The organism is Pseudarthrobacter sp. CC12, assembly GCF_039907755.1.
Lineage (GTDB): Bacteria > Actinomycetota > Actinomycetes > Actinomycetales > Micrococcaceae > Arthrobacter > Arthrobacter niigatensis.
This window is the reverse complement of sequence record NZ_JARDJH010000008.1, coordinates 30914-46268: the sequence shown is the minus strand read 5'-3', so window position 1 is coordinate 46268 and position 15355 is coordinate 30914. Positions and strand designations below refer to the sequence as shown.

15 protein-coding genes and 1 riboswitch are annotated in these 15355 nt (G+C 68.2%); of the genes, 7 read left to right on the top strand and 8 right to left on the bottom strand.

Features of this window, described 5'->3' with window-relative positions:
• Nucleotides 1-35 precede the first annotated feature (35 nt).
• The gene (locus PV772_RS08550) at nt 36-884 is read left to right on the top strand and encodes a PHP domain-containing protein (RefSeq protein ID WP_347885873.1); all 849 of its coding nucleotides are present in this window, start codon (nt 36-38) and stop codon (nt 882-884) included.
• Between the two features lie 13 nt (nt 885-897).
• Here PV772_RS08550 and PV772_RS08545 read toward each other — a convergent pair whose 3' ends face one another.
• The 4 genes from PV772_RS08545 to thiE form a co-directional block, all read right to left on the bottom strand.
• A complete protein-coding gene (locus PV772_RS08545; RefSeq protein WP_141181967.1) occupies nt 898-1773 on the bottom strand; it encodes a site-specific DNA-methyltransferase in 876 nt (291 codons plus the stop codon).
• 8 nt (nt 1774-1781) lie between these two features.
• Nucleotides 1782-3476 carry a DEAD/DEAH box helicase gene (locus tag PV772_RS08540; protein ID WP_347885872.1) on the bottom strand — a complete coding sequence of 565 codons (1695 nt, stop codon included), beginning with the start codon at nt 3474-3476 and terminating at the stop codon, nt 1782-1784.
• A 290-nt stretch (nt 3477-3766) separates the two neighbouring features.
• Complete coding sequence (locus PV772_RS08535; RefSeq protein ID WP_347885871.1) at nt 3767-5245, bottom strand: RNB domain-containing ribonuclease; 1479 nt, start codon at nt 5243-5245, stop codon at nt 3767-3769.
• A 39-nt stretch (nt 5246-5284) separates the two neighbouring features.
• Nucleotides 5285-6025: a thiamine phosphate synthase gene (gene thiE / locus PV772_RS08530; protein WP_141159907.1), complete on the bottom strand. Its 741-nt coding sequence runs from the start codon at nt 6023-6025 to the stop codon at nt 5285-5287.
• Between the two features lie 27 nt (nt 6026-6052).
• Nucleotides 6053-6172, top strand: a riboswitch (TPP riboswitch).
• Here thiE and thiO point away from each other — a divergent pair.
• From thiO to PV772_RS08515, 3 genes are all read left to right on the top strand, one after another.
• The gene (gene thiO / locus PV772_RS08525; RefSeq protein ID WP_347885870.1) at nt 6164-7459 is read left to right on the top strand and encodes a glycine oxidase ThiO; all 1296 of its coding nucleotides are present in this window, start codon (nt 6164-6166) and stop codon (nt 7457-7459) included. (Overlaps the previous riboswitch by 9 nt.)
• Complete coding sequence (gene thiS / locus PV772_RS08520; RefSeq protein ID WP_141159909.1) at nt 7456-7692, top strand: sulfur carrier protein ThiS; 237 nt, start codon at nt 7456-7458, stop codon at nt 7690-7692. Before thiO ends, thiS begins: the two co-directional genes overlap by 4 nt.
• 4 nt (nt 7693-7696) lie before the next feature.
• On the top strand, nt 7697-8512 hold the full coding sequence (locus PV772_RS08515) for a thiazole synthase (RefSeq protein WP_347885869.1): 816 nt from the start codon (nt 7697-7699) through the stop codon (nt 8510-8512).
• A gap of 74 nt (nt 8513-8586) precedes the next feature.
• Here the strand turns inward: PV772_RS08515 and PV772_RS08510 are convergent, their stop codons facing one another.
• From PV772_RS08510 to PV772_RS08500, 3 genes are read right to left on the bottom strand one after another with little or no spacing between them, the layout of a single operon-like run.
• Nucleotides 8587-8889, bottom strand: coding sequence for a hypothetical protein (locus PV772_RS08510; protein WP_347885868.1), 303 nt, complete (start codon nt 8887-8889; stop codon nt 8587-8589).
• Nucleotides 8890-8929: 40 nt separating this feature from the next.
• Entirely contained in the window at nt 8930-9154 is a 225-nt protein-coding gene (locus PV772_RS08505) for a DUF3107 domain-containing protein (protein ID WP_141181964.1), read from the bottom strand.
• 60 nt (nt 9155-9214) lie between these two features.
• Nucleotides 9215-9880, bottom strand: a complete 666-nt coding sequence (locus tag PV772_RS08500; RefSeq protein WP_141159913.1) for a TetR/AcrR family transcriptional regulator — start codon at nt 9878-9880, stop codon at nt 9215-9217.
• A gap of 85 nt (nt 9881-9965) precedes the next feature.
• Here PV772_RS08500 and moeB point away from each other — a divergent pair, with 85 nt between their 5' ends.
• Nucleotides 9966-11165, top strand: a complete 1200-nt coding sequence (gene moeB / locus PV772_RS08495; protein ID WP_141159914.1) for a molybdopterin-synthase adenylyltransferase MoeB — start codon at nt 9966-9968, stop codon at nt 11163-11165.
• 118 nt (nt 11166-11283) lie between these two features.
• Here moeB and PV772_RS08490 read toward each other — a convergent pair whose 3' ends face one another.
• Complete coding sequence (locus tag PV772_RS08490) at nt 11284-12600, bottom strand: glutamyl-tRNA reductase (RefSeq protein WP_347885867.1); 1317 nt, start codon at nt 12598-12600, stop codon at nt 11284-11286.
• A 158-nt stretch (nt 12601-12758) separates the two neighbouring features.
• Here PV772_RS08490 and hemE point away from each other — a divergent pair, with 158 nt between their 5' ends.
• Nucleotides 12759-13853: a uroporphyrinogen decarboxylase gene (gene hemE, locus PV772_RS08485; protein WP_347885866.1), complete on the top strand. Its 1095-nt coding sequence runs from the start codon at nt 12759-12761 to the stop codon at nt 13851-13853.
• A 3-nt stretch (nt 13854-13856) separates the two neighbouring features.
• Nucleotides 13857-15308, top strand: a complete 1452-nt coding sequence (hemG, locus tag PV772_RS08480) for a protoporphyrinogen oxidase (RefSeq protein ID WP_347885865.1) — start codon at nt 13857-13859, stop codon at nt 15306-15308.
• Nucleotides 15309-15355: the final 47 nt, after the last annotated feature.

The window sequence follows — 15355 nt, the reverse complement described above, 5'->3', positions numbered from 1 at the left end:
CCGGTCTCCCGTCCCCGGTCCACTACGCTGGATAAGTGAGGATTGACCTGCATGCCCACTCCAACGTCTCCGACGGCACCGAGACCCCGGCCGATGTCATGGCCTCTGCTGCCCGCGCGGGACTGGACGTGGTGGCCCTGACGGACCACGATTCAACGGCAGGCTGGGCGGAAGCCGCCGCGGCCGCAGCCATCTGCGGGGTGGCCCTGGTACCGGGCATGGAAGTCTCCTGCCGGACGGAGGAAGGCATCAGCGTCCACCTCCTGAGCTACCTGCACGACCCCACCCATCCCGGGCTCCTCGAGGAAATCACCAAGGCCAAGGACTCCCGCCTGACCCGCGCCGAACGGATGGTCACCATCCTCGCCGAGGACTACCCGCTCACCTGGGACGACGTAATCCACCATGTAGCGCCCGGCGCCACCCTCGGCCGCCCGCACATCGCCGACGCCCTCGTTGCCGCGGGTGTGGTGGAGGACCGTTCCGAGGCGTTCGCCTCCATCCTCACCTCCCGGTCCCGCTACTTCATCCCGCACTACGCCCCGGACCCGGCCACCGCCGTCGACCTTGTCCGTGCCGCCGGCGGCGTGCCGGTGTTTGCCCATCCGGTGGCCTCCGCCCGGGGGCGGATCGTAGGGGAGCGGACCTACCGGGAGATGATCGACGCCGGCCTGGCCGGCCTGGAGATCGACCACCGGGACAATCCGGAAGAGGGCAGGGACTTCCTGCGCAGGCTCGCTGCCAGGCATGGCCTGTTGATCACCGGTTCCTCCGACTACCACGGCACCGGCAAGCCCAACCTGCTCGGCGAGAACCTCACGGCCCCGGACATGCTGGCGCGGATCGAGGAACAGGGCACGGGAACCGCCGTCGTCCGGCCTTAGGGCGCAGTCCGCGCTAACCGGCGGGCAGGAATGAGGTGAGTGTGGCGTGCGCACCCAGCCGCTTGGCCATGATGTCGATGGCCGGCTGGTTCTGGTCGACGCACACGAACTTCCGGCCGAGCTTGGCCGCAACCGCCCCCAGGGTGCCGGAGCCGGCGAAAAAGTCCAGGCACCAGTCCCCGGGACGCGACGACGCGGCGACGACGCGGCGGACCAGGCCCTCGGGTTTCTGCGTCGGGTAGCCGGTCTTTTCCTTGCCGGTGGGCGAGACGATGGTGTGCCACCAGACGTCGGTGGGCAGCTTTCCCAGTTCGCGTTTGGCGGGGGTTACCAGGCCGGGCGCCATGTACGGTTCGCGGTCCACCTCGGCGCTGTCGAAGTGGTACTTCGCGGGGTTCTTGACGTACACCAGGATGTTGTCATGCTTGGTGGGCCACCGGTTCTTGGCCCGGGCTCCGTAGTCATATGCCCAGATGATTTCGTTCAGGAAGCACTCCCTGCCGAAGATGGCGTCCAGCATCACCTTGGCATAGTGCACCTCGCGGTAGTCCAGGTGCAGGTACAGGGTGCCGTCGTCGGCCAGCAGCCGCCACGCCTCCACCAGCCGGGGTTCCAGGAAGGACCAGTAGTCGCTGAACGCGTCATCGTAGCGGTGCAGGGCGCCCTTGATCGTGTCGTAGGAGCGGCCCTTGAAGCCCACCCGGTCCCCGCTGCCGCCGGCGTTAACCACCATCCGGGTTTCCTGGCGCTGCTGCGGCCGGCCCGTGTTGAAGGGCGGATCCACGTAGATCAGCGTGAAGGCGCCGTCCGGCAGCGTGGGGAGGTACGCCGCGTTGTCCGCGTGCACCACCAGGCTGCCGCCGTCCGGCGCCCAAACAGTGTCACTCATCAGGGCGGTTAGGCCTCGGAGGCGCCGGGGCGGCTGCTGTTGTCCGCGCCGGCCACCACTTCGCCGTTGCGGCGGCGGGTGCGCGTGCGGGTGCGGCGGGCGCGGTTCGGCTTTTCGCCGTCGGCTGCGGGTGCGGCGGCCTCGCCGGCAGGCGTGGCCTCCGGAGTTGAGGTACGACGACGGCGCTCGCCTGAGCGTCCAGCGGAGTCACTGCTCCGGCTGCCTTCGCGGCTGCCGCCCTTGCCGGCGTCGGCCTTTCCACGGGCCCGTCCGTCCCGGTCGCGTGACCGGCCGGCGTCGCGGCTGCTGCGGCTGTTCTTCTTGCCGGTTTCGCCGAGGTCTTCGAGTACTTCGGCGTCAACCCCGGCCAGGGTGCGCTTGTCGCGGGGCAGGCGGCCCTTGGTGCCCTCGGGGATGTCAAGATCGGTGAACAGGTGCGGCGAGGACGAATAGGTTTCCACGGGTTCGGGCACATTCAGGCCCAGGGCCTTGTTGATCAGGGCCCAGCGGGGAACGTCGTCCCAGTCTACAAAGGTCACGGCCGTGCCCTTGTTGCCGGCGCGGCCGGTGCGGCCCACCCGGTGCAGGTAGATCTTCTCGTCTTCCACGCACTGGTAGTTGATCACGTGGGTGACGTCATCGACGTCGATGCCGCGGGCAGCCACGTCCGTGGCCACCAGGACATCGACCTTGTTGTTGCGGAACGCGCGCAGCGCCTGCTCGCGGGCGCCCTGGCCCAGGTCGCCGTGGATGGCGGCGGCAGCGAACCCGCGGTCCACCAGTTCCTCGGCAACCTTGGCAGCGGTGCGCTTGGTCTTGGTGAAGATGATGGTCCGTCCGCGGCCACGGGCCTGCAGGATGCGTGCCACCACTTCGGCCTTGTCCATGCTGTGTGCCCGGTAAATGAGCTGGCGGATGTCCCGCTTGGTCAGGCCCTCATCCTCCGGATCGGCTGCCCGGATGTGGGTGGGCTGGGTCATGTAGCGGCGCGCCATGGCGATGACCGGGCCGGGCATGGTGGCCGAGAACAGGAGCGTCTGGCGGACTGCGGGCGTGCCGGCGATGAGGGTCTCAACGTCCGGCAGGAAGCCGAGGTCCAGCATTTCGTCGGCTTCGTCGAGGACCACGAGCTTCACGTTCTTCAGGCTCAGGTGCTTCTGCTTGTAGAGGTCGATCAGTCGTCCGGGGGTGCCCACCACTACCTCGACACCCTGCTTGAGGGCGTCGACCTGGGGCTCGTACGCGCGGCCACCATAAATAGTGGTGATTCTTGCATTGCGTTTGCGGGACGCCGTCTGAAGGTCGCTGGCCACCTGCACGGCAAGCTCGCGGGTCGGAACGATCACCAGCGCCTGCGGGGCTCCGGGGACGGCCAGCGTGGCGTATCCGGGATCGTCCTGGCCCATGACGCGCTGCAGGGCGGGAATGCCGAACCCGAGGGTCTTGCCGGTGCCGGTCTTGGCCTGTCCGATGATGTCATGCCCGGCCAGGGCCACCGGCAGGGTCATGGCCTGGATGGGGAACGGGTGGGTGATGCCGGCGTCAGCCAGCGATTCGACGATGTCGGCGCGGACGTTGTAGTCGGCGAAGGACTTCTCCGCGATCTCGTGCGGCTTTTCGTCCGAGACGATGGTTTCTTCCGGCTCGATGGTTTCCGTGCCGGACTCATCGCTCAGAAGCTGGTGGGTATGCAATTCACTCACAGGGGAGTTTCCTTATTCATTTAGGCAATGGCGCTGCCTGCTCAACGGGCCGGCCAGGGCTGGCCGTTCCGGAGCACGCTCAGGCGCGCAAGCGATTCCAGTGGAAGCCGATCGCGGGCTATCTAATGCTGGCACTGGTGACCAACGGGTACTTCTCAAGATCGCGTAGGGGCGGGCTTGTTGGTTTCAAATCAAGGAAATCAACGACCGGGCATCCAGTTCTACCCCTCCAGTCTAGCCGTAAGGGCACAAAAACACGGTTTCGGACCGCCTGGGGGGCCGCCTGCCGTTCAGGAAACGAGCTCGAAGTGGATCTGCCGGGTGGTGATATCGGAGGAAACCAGCCGTACCCGGACCTTGGTGCCGGACTCCAGCTCCCCGGCGCACCGAGCGGTCACCGCCGGTTCGGCAATCTGGATAACCCCCGAACTGCCGTTCCCATTTCCATTCTTGCCATTCCCGTTGCCGTTCCCGTTCTGCGGCTTGGATCCGGAGATGACGATCGCATCGAATTCCTGCCCGATGTGGTTCAGCAGCAGTGCCGCTTCCACGGTATCCAGGGCCAGGCGCTCCATCCTTGACGCCAGCTGGTCCGATCCCGCCATGATGCCCGGAAGCAGGGGCAGGGCTTCGCGCGCCCAGCCGGGAACATCGCCGCCGTTGCTCAGGGCCTCGCAGATGACCAGCACGAACCGGTCCACCAGGCGGCGCAGCGGCGCCGTGGTGTGGGCGTAGGCGGCGCCGATGGCGGACTGGATACCGTCTTCGGGGACCGTCCCGTCAAAGGCGGTGTAGGACGCGCCGCGGAACAGCATCCCGGCCGAATGCATGATGGCCAGCTGGCGCGGGTCGGTGGGATCGAGCGACCGCAGGTATTCGCCGTAGCTGACCTGCCCGTCCCACGGCCTGCCCAGCACTTCGGTCTGCAGCCGGAAGTGCCGCAGCGACCGCTCGTCAGGTGCGGGCATGGTGCGCAGGATGCCCACCTTGCCCTCAAGCATGAGCTGCGCGGCTGCCATTCCGGTCATCAACGAAATCTGCGCGTTCCAGTCCTCGACGGGAAGCTGCGGGACGGCGTCAATCCGGTAGCCGCCGTCCGGCAGCTGGACGATTTCCTGCTCGGGCATGTTCAGGCTGGCGCCCTCCCGTGCCCGTTCCAGCGCCACGCGTTTCAGCCCCACCTCGCGGAGCAGCCGGAGGACGGGTGGGGCGGTCCCGGCGTCGAGGTCGGCCTGGGCACCTTTGTAGCTGAGCTTGTCGCGGCTGCGGACCCGCGCCCGCCGGACGCCGACGGTAATCACGGACGCTTCGCCGTCGAGCGTGAAGTCCCAGACGAAAGCCGAGCACTCCTGGCCGGGCAGCAGGCTGCCGGCCCCCTCGCTGATCACCTCCGGATGCAGCGGGATCCGGCCGTCCGGAGCGTAGAACGTCTGTCCGCGGCGCCGGGTCTCGGCGTCCAGCGGCCCGCCCGGTGCAACGAATGCGGGGACGTCGGCGATGGCATACATGACGCGGTAGCCGGTGCCGTCCGGTTCGATGAAGACTGCCTGGTCCAGGTCCGTGGAGGACGCCGGATCGATAGTCACGAACTCGACGGCGGTCAGGTCGTAGGACGGCAGCTTCAGCGCCGCGACGGCGGCCCGGGCGTCTTCCACCGCGTCGGCAGGGTACGGCCCGGGCAGCTCAAGTTCGGTCCGCAGCAGGCCCAGCGCCTCTTCCAAGGCGTTCCTGTGGTCACGGACGTTAGGGGCCAACCGATGATGCGACACAAAATTCAGCGTAGCGCCAAGTCCCGGGATTAAGCAGTCTCAGCCGTCCAGCGCGCCGAGGAGCGAGGCAGCGGCTGCCGCGGGGTCGGCGGCCTCGGTGATGGCGCGGACCACCACGATCCGGCGTGCACCGGCCGCCACCACCTCGCGGACGTTTCCGTGGTCGATGCCGCCGATGGCAAACCACGGCACCGGATCCCCGGCCTGCCCGGAGGCATCGGCGGCGTACTTCACCAGTTCAGGCCCTACGGCGGCCCTGCCGGGTTTGGTGGGTGTGGCCCATACCGGCCCAACGCAGAAGTAGTCCAGCCCGGACGGGCCGCCGGTTGCAGCGAGGGCGGCGTCGACCTGGCCCGTGGTGTGGCTGGAGAGGCCGATGGCGGCGTTGCCGTTGACCAGCGTGCGCGCCGCAGCCAGCGGAAGGTCCTTTTGGCCGATGTGGAACACCGGTGCCCCGGACAGCACGGCAATATCGGCGCGGTCATTGACGGCCCACAGCCGGCCATGGCGTACCGCGGTCTCCTTCAACGCCGCCAGGAGGTCCAGTTCCTCGGCGGCCTCGATGGTCTTGTCCCGCAGCTGGATGATGTCCACGCCGCCGGCAAACGCGGCGTCCACAAACTCCGCGAAGTCGCCGTGCGCAGTGCGTGCATCGGTGCACAGGTACAGGCGGGCCGCCTTCAGGGCGTCGTTGTGGCCGGCGTTGGCAACTTCGGCTATGCCGGCCGGGGCTGCTGGAGCGTGGGGGCCTGCGGGCAGGGAGGAAGCGGACACATTCATGCCTGCAAGCCTAGTTCCTCTAAACTGGCCTGGTACTGCGGGAGCCCGCGGCAGCTGTCACAAAGCGCCGGGCTGAGAGGGCGTCAGAGCCGACCGCTTGACCTGATCCGGATAATGCCGGCGTAGGGAAGGAACCTTATGAGCACTCCCGTTGACCATCGTGCCGGGCCGTCCAGTGCCCCCCGTTCCACGGTCCGCGCGGACGTCGCCGTCATCGGCGGCGGAGTGGTGGGCCATGGCATCGCCTGGGAGGCGCAGCGCTCCGGCCGCTCCGTGGCCCTGATCGATGACGCGCCCGGAAGCGGTGCCAGCTGGGCCGCCGCAGGAATGCTGGCCCCCGTCAGCGAACTGCACTACCAGGAGGAGGACCTCCTGGAACTGATGCTTGACGCTTCCTCCCGCTGGCCCGGTTTCGCCGCAGGCATCGCAGGAGCCACCTCCGGTTCCGGATACCTGACGACGCCGACTCTCGCCGTGGGTGCCGACGCCGCGGACCGCCGCGCGCTGATGGACCTCCGCGCCGTACAGCAGGCCAACGGACTTGCCGTGGAACCACTCACCGTGCGGGACGCCCGCAAACGCGAGCCACTCCTCAGCCCCGCGATAGCCTGCGCCCTTGACACGCCTGCGGACCACCAGGTTGATCCCCGCCGCCTGCTGGCTGCCCTGCGGCAGGCCCTCGCCGGTGCCGTCCGCGGGAAGCCTGGCCTGGCTGTTGCAGGGGCGGTGGAAGGGTACGCCGTGCCGGACCGGGCCGGCGGCCTGCTGTGGGAGGGCGGAAGGGTCGTCGGCGCCAGCCTGGCTGGCGGCGGCACCGTCCTGGCAACGGATACGATCGTGGCCAACGGGCTGCAGGCAGGGGACCTGGGCGGCCTGCCCGACGGCCTCGACCTGCCCCTGCGCCCCGTACACGGAGACATCCTCCGCCTCGCCGTTCCGCAGCACCTCCAGCCCCTTGTGACGTCCACGGTGCGCGGGCTGGTGCATGGTGTCCCCGTCTACATCGTTCCCCGGCAGGACGGGACCGTGGTCATCGGAGCCACCCAGCGCGAGGACGCGCTGTCCGATGCCGTCAGCGCCGGGGGCGTCTATCAGCTGCTGCGCGATGCCCAGGCGCTGGTGCCCGCCGTCGCCGAACTGGAGCTGCTGGAGTGCACCGCAAGGGCCCGGCCCGGAACCCCCGACAACGCGCCGCTGCTGGGCCGCGTGCCGGCGGCCCCCGGATCTGCAGGCTACAAGGCCGGGCACGTCCCCGGACTCATCATCGCCACCGGGTTCTTCCGGCACGGGGTGCTGCTCACTCCCGCTGCCGCAGCCATCTGCGCCGGGTTGCTGGACGGGCATGCCGACCCGCGCTGGGCGCCCTTCAGTCCGGAGCGGTTCTCGCGTCCGGCCGCCGCCCGCACAAACCACCACACCAAGGAGACAGTGTGAACATCACCCTGAACGGAAACACCCACACGGTGGCGGACGGCACCTCCATCACCACGCTCGTCAGCCAGGTCACCGGACGCCCGCTGGCACCGAACGGCCAGGCGACCGACGGCGGGAAGCTGGGGGTCGCCGTCGCCCATAATGCCCAGGTGGTGCCGCGGAGCCAATGGTTCGCCACGGCGCTCGCCGAGGGCGACGACATTGAACTTGTCACAGCAGTACAGGGAGGCTGACACCATGACCGAAACCGGCACCATCAACCCGGCCGGGAATCCCGGGGCCGCCGACGGCCTGGTGATTGACGGCGTCGCCCTTGGATCCCGGCTGATCATGGGCACCGGCGGGGCACCCAGCCTGGACGGCCTGGGCGCTGCACTCCTGGCATCCGGCACCGCCCTGACCACCGTGGCCATGCGCCGGTACTCCACTGCGGAGACCGGCTCGTTGTTCCAGCTGTTAGTGGACCACGGGATCCGCGTGCTGCCCAACACCGCAGGCTGCTTCACGGCCAGGGATGCCGTCCTGACGGCGGAGCTTGCGCGGGAGGCCCTGGAGACCGACTGGGTGAAGCTGGAAGTCATTTCCGATGAGCAGACCCTGCTGCCCGATGCTGTCGAACTGGTGGAAGCCACGGAGCAGCTGGTTAACCGGGGGTTCAAGGTCTTCGCCTACACCAACGATGACCCCGTACTGGCGTTGCGGCTGGAGAACCTTGGCGCCACCGCCGTCATGCCGCTCGGAGCCCCGATTGGGACAGGCCTGGGAATCCTGAACCCGCACAATATCGAGCTCATCGTGTCCCGTGCCTCGGTGCCGGTGGTGCTGGACGCCGGCATTGGTACGGCATCGGACGCGGCGCTGGCCATGGAGCTGGGCTGCGACGCCGTGCTGCTGGCCACGGCGGTGACGCGGGCGCAGAACCCTGCACTCATGGGCGAGGCGTTCAAGCATGCAGTGCTCGCCGGCAGGATGGCCCGGGCAGCCGGGCGCATCCCGCGACGGGAGCATGCCTTGGCCTCGTCGGCGATGGAAGGCAGGGCGGAGTTCCTCTGAAACCCGGAACATACGCGTGTGGCCACCACCCTGCAGGGTGGTGGCCACACGCGTATGTCCTGCCTTGCGGGCGGTCAGCGCCGCAGGATGACAGTGAGGCGTTCCGTATCGCGGCGGGCGCGCGTGCGGCCCAGGTAGACGACAGTGGCGATGGCAGCGGCGACGCCCAGGACCATCGGCAGGACCCAGGGAAGCCACGTGGTTCCCGGCAGGTAGCCGAAGCCCGCGGTCATCAGGATGATCCAGGCCAGCGCCGCAACACCCACGGCAACACCGGCAGGCAGGGCCGCGCCGTATTTGGAGTGCCGCTTGTCATTGGCCCAGACAACGAAGCCCGCAGCGACGGTTGCCAGCACCACGATGGTCAGCGAAAGCATGGATCTCCTTGAAGAACGAAGGGCCTGCAGCAGGCCCGGACTAGAACTGCCCGAAACCTACGCGCCGGACCTCCTCGGCACCGATTTCCACGTAAGCCAGTGCGTTGCCCGGAACAATGATCAGGCGTCCTTTGTCATCCTTCAGGCGCAGTTCGCTGCCCCCATTGATGGCTTCGCCAACCACCTTGGCCACGGTCTCCGCATCCTGGGTTGATTCCAGCACGATTTCGCGGCCAACGTTCTGAACGCCGATCTTAATCTCCAAGGGGGCCTCCCAGCCTGTGAAAGTTCTCGTGTTTCTACGAGGTGTTGTCTTATTTGTAGTCTAGGACTCTTTGGGGAAGCGAGAGATTCCGCGCCAAGCTAAACGGTAGATGAGGTCGCTGGCCACATCGAGGTCCAGGTTGCCGTCCGTTTCCAGCCAGTACCGGGCGCTGACCTGCGCCATTCCCGCCAGGCCCCGGCCCAGCAGCTGGGCTTCCAGGTGGGGGAGCTTGGTGTCCTCCGCAATGACCCTGGCAATGGCGTCGGCGAAGGTCCGGTTGAAGGTTTCCAGCCTGGAGCTGACATCGGTGTCGTTGATCAGGTCTGATTCGAACACCAGGCGGTGGGCCTGGTCGTCATTGGCGATGAAGTGGAAGTAGGCGCGCATGACGGCCTGGACGCGTTCATCATTGTCCGTGGTGGAGTTCAGGGCGCCCAGCATCAGTTCGGTGAGCGAGGCCAGGTGGCTTTCCAGCAGCGCGAGGTAGAGCTCGCGCTTCGACGGAAAGTGCTGGTACAGCACCGGTTTGCTCACGTGGGCGGTTTCTGCGATCTCATCCATCGCAGCGCCGTGGTAGCCGTTGGCTACGAACACCTCCTGGGCCGCAGCAAGGAGTTGTGCGCGGCGCTCATCCCGGGGCAGCCGGGCGGACCGCTGGCCTGCGGGGCGGGAGGGAGCTTGCGGTTCGGCGGCGGTCGGGCGGTCTGCCCGTGCTTCAGGGACCACAGTTGTCCTTCTTTCCATTGCAGTTACCCTTCACTTTACTGCGGGGTAATATGACCCGGCGGTATCCCGGGGCATACATTGAAGTATGGCTTCGTCTTTCACCGCAAATGTTGCGTCACCCTCCCTGGATCCGCTGGTGGAACCGGCCGCAGACCTCACGGCCGCCGAGGTCGAAAGATACTCCCGGCACCTGATCATTCCCGAGATCGGCGCCCTCGGGCAGCGGCGGCTCAAGAACGCCAAGGTGCTGGTGATCGGCGCCGGCGGATTGGGAGCACCCGCGCTGCTCTACCTCGCCGCGGCCGGGGTGGGAACCATCGGCATCATCGACGACGACGTCGTGGACCTGAGCAACCTGCAGCGCCAGGTGATCCACGGCGTCAGCGATGTGGGCCGTCCCAAGATCGAATCGGCGCGCGACGCCATTGCCGGGCTGAACCCGCTGGTGGACGTCCGGCTGCACAACGTGCGCCTGGACTCGTCCAACGCCCTGGAACTGTTTAGCGGCTACGACCTCATTCTCGACGGTGCCGACAACTTCGCCACCCGCTACCTGGTGAACGACGCCGCCGCCATCCTTGGCAAGCCCTATGTGTGGGGCTCCATCTTCCGCTTTGACGGCCAGGTCAGCGTGTTCTGGGAGAAGCATGGACCCACGTACCGGGACCTGTACCCCGAGGCCCCGCCTGCCGGTTCCGTCCCGTCCTGTGGCGAGGGCGGGGTCTTTGGCATGCTGTGCGCCGCCGTGGGATCGCTCATGGTGACCGAAGCCGTGAAGCTGATTACCGGCGTCGGGCGCTCTTTGCTGGGCCGCGTGGCCCTCTTTGACGCCCTCGGCGGGAGCTGGCGCGAGATCCGGGTAGCGAAGGACCCGGCCGCCGAACCCATCACCGAACTCACCGACTACGAGGCCTTCTGCGGCATCGCCCCGGCCTCCCCGTCGGACACCGAACACACGGTCACGGCCACCCAGCTGGCCACCATGCTGGCCTCGCGCCAAGCCGGGCTCAAGGACTTTGAACTGGTGGACGTCCGGGAATCGGGGGAGTACGACATCGTCCGGATCGACGGGGCAAAACTGATCCCGCAGGGACGTATCCTGGCCGGCGAGGCCTGGGACGAACTTCCGCAGGACCGGGATATCGTGTTCCACTGCAAGGCCGGTACACGGTCCGCCAGCGTGCTGGCGGCCGCCCGGGCAGCCGGGTATCAGCGGGTCAGCCATCTCGACGGCGGGATCCTGGCCTGGGTGCGGGAGGTGGAACCCGAAAAGCCGGTCTACTGACCCAGACGCCCCATCACCTTTAGCGGCTTTTTAAGAAACGCCCCATCACTTCCCTGAAGAAAGTGATGGGGCGTTTCCGATTTAGGGGCAAATGGTGATGGGGCGTCGGGGAAAGCACTCAGGCGGTTTCGCGGCCCTTGTGGTCCACCGGGCACTCGGCGGCCGGCGCGGTGGCGGCGGGCTGCTCGACGGTGATGCCGTACAGTGCCTCCAGAGCCGCCACGTAGTCGTCCTGCTGGCCGTTCGCCGCAAGTTCGCGGGCGCGGACCGTGGGGACGTGCAGCAACTGCTTGACCATGCGGCGCAGCGCGAACTCGACTTCTTCGGCGGCAGCGGTGCACCCGTGACGGGCCCGGACCTTTTCCATCTCCGCGTCCAGCACACTCATGGTGTGGCGCCGCAGGGCAACGATGGCGGAGTCCACCGAGCGGGCTTCGCGCTCCTGCTCGAAGGCCTTGGCCGCGCCCTTGACGATGCCGCTGGCCTGGGTCAGGGATTCCGCCTGCTCCTGCGGGGCGGCCAGGCGCACCGATTCCAGCGTCAGCAGTTCAACACCATCCAGTTCGCCGACGGCGGGATCGAAGTCGTGGGTGAGCGCCAGGTCGATGGCGATCAGGGGCTGCGGCGACTCCGCGCGGACCTGGGCCAGTTCATAGGCCTCGACCCGGGTGTCCGAGCCGCTGCAGCCGATCATGACGTCGGCAGCGGCCACCGCCGGGCGCAGGGACTCCACGTCCAGGGCGGCACCTCCGCGGGAAGCAACAAACCCTTCGGCACGGCCGGAGGAGGAGAAAACAGAGATGTCAGTGCAGCCGCGCTCACGCAGCAGGGCCATGGTGGCGCCTGCGTACGCGCCGGTTCCGAACAGGACAACTTTCTTGGTTGACCAGTCCGGGTTTTCGGAAAGGTCAGTGGCCAGGTCGAGTGCCACCGAAACGATGGACAGGCCCCGCGAACCCAGGGCAGTCTGCGCGCCCACATCCTTGGCGGTTTTGGACGCGGCCTGGAACAGCCGGACGAGTCCGGCGCTGGCAGTACCGTCGTGCTGTGCGGTGATGAGGGCGCGGCGAACCTGCCCGGCGATCTCGCGCTCACCGACGACGGCGGAGTCCAGCCCCGCGCTGACGGCAAACAGGTGCTGGGTCACCTCAGGCCCGGTGCGGGTGCTGAAGGAGCGGGACACGAGCGGCTCCGCCAGTCCGCTGGCTTCGCTGATCCGCGAGACGAGGGCAGCCCGGGCCGCTTCAACATCGTCCGGATTCGCGGCCTCGCCGTAGATTTCATAACGGTTGCAGGTGGCCAGGACCACCGCGCCGGCGACGGCGGGTGATTCAGTGAGCGCGGAAGCGGCAATCCCGGAGGAACCGTTGCTCAACTGAGCAACGGTTTCAAGATCGATGTCGGCGTGTGTAGCCACCAATGAAAAAAGAACCACAGCAGACCAATCATAGCTTTTTCGTTACCCGGTAGAACAACCATCGGAAAGGATAGTCGCCACAGTGGGACGTGATCCCCGCCACCTCCCGCTTTTCCGGGGCTTCAGCGACAGGTTGTCGTTATCTTTTGCGGCTCTTTTTGGGCACAATCAAAGGCATGACTCCTAGCCCTGCCGTCTCCGCTGCCGGCGCCCTCGCCGCAGACCATCCACTGATGGACGGCCGCACAGCAGACTCTCCGCTGATCACGGCCTACCGCGGCGGCAAGCCGTCCCGCCGTCCCGTATGGTTCATGCGGCAAGCCGGCCGCTCGCTGCCCGAATACCTTAAGGTGCGCGAGGGAATCGCCATGCTGGACTCCTGCCTCCGGCCGGAGCTGGCCTCCGAGATCACGCTCCAGCCCGTCCGCCGGCATGACGTGGACGCCGGGATCTTCTTTTCGGACATTGTCATCCCCTTGAAGCTTGCCGGCGTGGGCGTGGACATTGTTCCCGGGGTGGGGCCGGTCCTTGATAAGCCCGTGCGCACTGCCGCCGATGTCGCGGCCCTGCCGCAGCTGACCTGGGAAGCCCTGGAACCCATCCGCGAAGCAGTCCGCCTCACGGTGGCCGAGCTGGGCAAGACACCCCTGATCGGTTTCGCCGGGGCGCCGTTCACCCTGGCCGCCTACATGGTGGAAGGCAAACCCTCGCGCGACCACCTGGGCCCGCGGACCATGATGCACGCGGATCCGGAGACGTGGACCGCGCTGGCCAACTGGGCCGCCGACGCCTCGGGCATGTTCCTCCAGGCGCAGCTGGAGGCCGGGGCCTCCGCCGCCCAGCTCTTCGACTCCTGGGCGGGTTCGCTGGGACTGGCCGACTACACCAAATACGTTGCGCCGGCGTCGGCCCGGGCCCTGGACCACGTGCGCCACCTGGGTGCCCCGCTCATCCACTTCGGCACCGGCACGTCCGAACTCCTCGTGGCCATGCGGGACGTGGGAGTGGACGTGGTGGGCGTTGACTACCGGCTCCCGCTGGATGAAGCAAACCGGCGGCTCGGCGGGACGGTGCCCCTGCAGGGAAACATCGACCCTGCGCTGCTGGAAGCACCCTGGGACATCCTGGAAGCGCACGTCCGCGAGGTCATCGCCGCCGGCTCCGCCGCACCCGGCCACGTCCTGAACCTGGGGCACGGCGTACCGCCCGGGACGGACCCTGACGTCCTCACCCGGGTAGTGGAGCTCATCCACTCCATCTCTCCGGCGTAACCCGTGCGCGGCTCCCCGGCAACACCCGGCAAGGCGCTGGTGGTGGGCGGCGGGATCTCCGGGCTGCTCTCCGCCCGGGAACTCGCAGCAGCCGGCCATGAGGTGACCGTCCTGGAAGCCGGGACGGCGTGGGGCGGCTGCGTGGGCAGCCATACGGTCGCCGGGCTCACCCTGGACAGCGGCGCCGAGTCCTTCGCCACCAGGTCCGACGCCGTCGCCCGGCTCTGCTCGGAACTGGGCCTTGGCGGGAAGATCGTTCCCCCGCGCCCCGGAGGTGCCTGGGTGCAGCTGCCGGATGGGCCCCGCGAGCTGCCCCGGACCGGCGTCCTGGGCATTCCCGCCAATCCCTGGGACCCTGAGGTGCGGCGCACCCTGGGCATCCTTGGCTCGCTGCGCGCCTCCGTGGACCGCCTCCTGCCTGCCTCCGTCGGTGCCGGGGCCGGCGTCACCAGCGTCGCCGCGCTGGTCCGGGCCCGGATGGGGTCGCGGGTGCTGGAACGCCTGGTCTCCCCGGTAGTAGGCGGCGTCCACTCCGCCGATCCCGGCCTGCTCGACGTCGACATGGTGGCCCCCGGCCTCCGTGCCGGATTGCGGCAACACGGTTCCCTCGCTGCCGCGGTCTCGGCGCAGCGGCGCCGTGCGGGCACACCCGGGCAGGCGCAGCAGCCCGGCCAGCCCGCAAAAGCCGGGTCCGCCGTCGCCGGCCTCGAAGGCGGCATGCACACCCTGGTGGATGCGTTGGTGGCGGATCTTCAGCGCCGTGGTGTGGTCCTTTTGCCGGGCACGGCCGCGACGGCGGTCTCCCGCACTCCTGGCGGCTGGCGGGTCGACGCCGGCGGGGCGGCCTTCAGTGCCGCACTGCTGGTCATGGCAGTGGAGGGACCGGCCGCCGTCGAACTGCTGGAACATGCCGTTCCCGCAATTTCTGGAAAAAGGCCTGCCTCCGGGCCTGACGTCAAGCTGGTGACACTGGTCCTGGACAATCCGGACCTTGACCGGCGGCCGCGTGGAACGGGGATCCTGGTTGCCCCGCAAACGCCGGGGATCGAAGCGAAGGCGCTCACGCATGCCACGGGAAAGTGGGATTGGCTGGCTGCCGCTGCCGGGACCGGGCGCCATGTGGTGCGCCTTTCCTACGGCCGGGTGGACGGAGCGTCCGTGCAGGCCTCCGGCCCGCAATCGGATGATGAGCTGTTCGCGGCCGCCTTGCGCGACGCTTCCGCCCTGTTGGGCGTCCGCATCGCGGGGGAGGACATACGGGGCTGGGATGTGGTCCGCTGGCGCGGAGCCCTGCCGTTCGCCGCCGTCGGGCACCGTGCCCGGGCAGCGGACATCCGGCGGTCCTGCAGCGCTGCCGGCGGCCTGGCCGTCGTGGGCGGATGGGTGGCCGGGAACGGCCTGGCCGCTGTGGTGGCCGACACACGTGAGCAAATCGCCCAACTCACTGCCGCCTGAGCATTCCTGCTGGTCAGCGCTCCGAGCCGGGCCCGCGGCACCCGCAC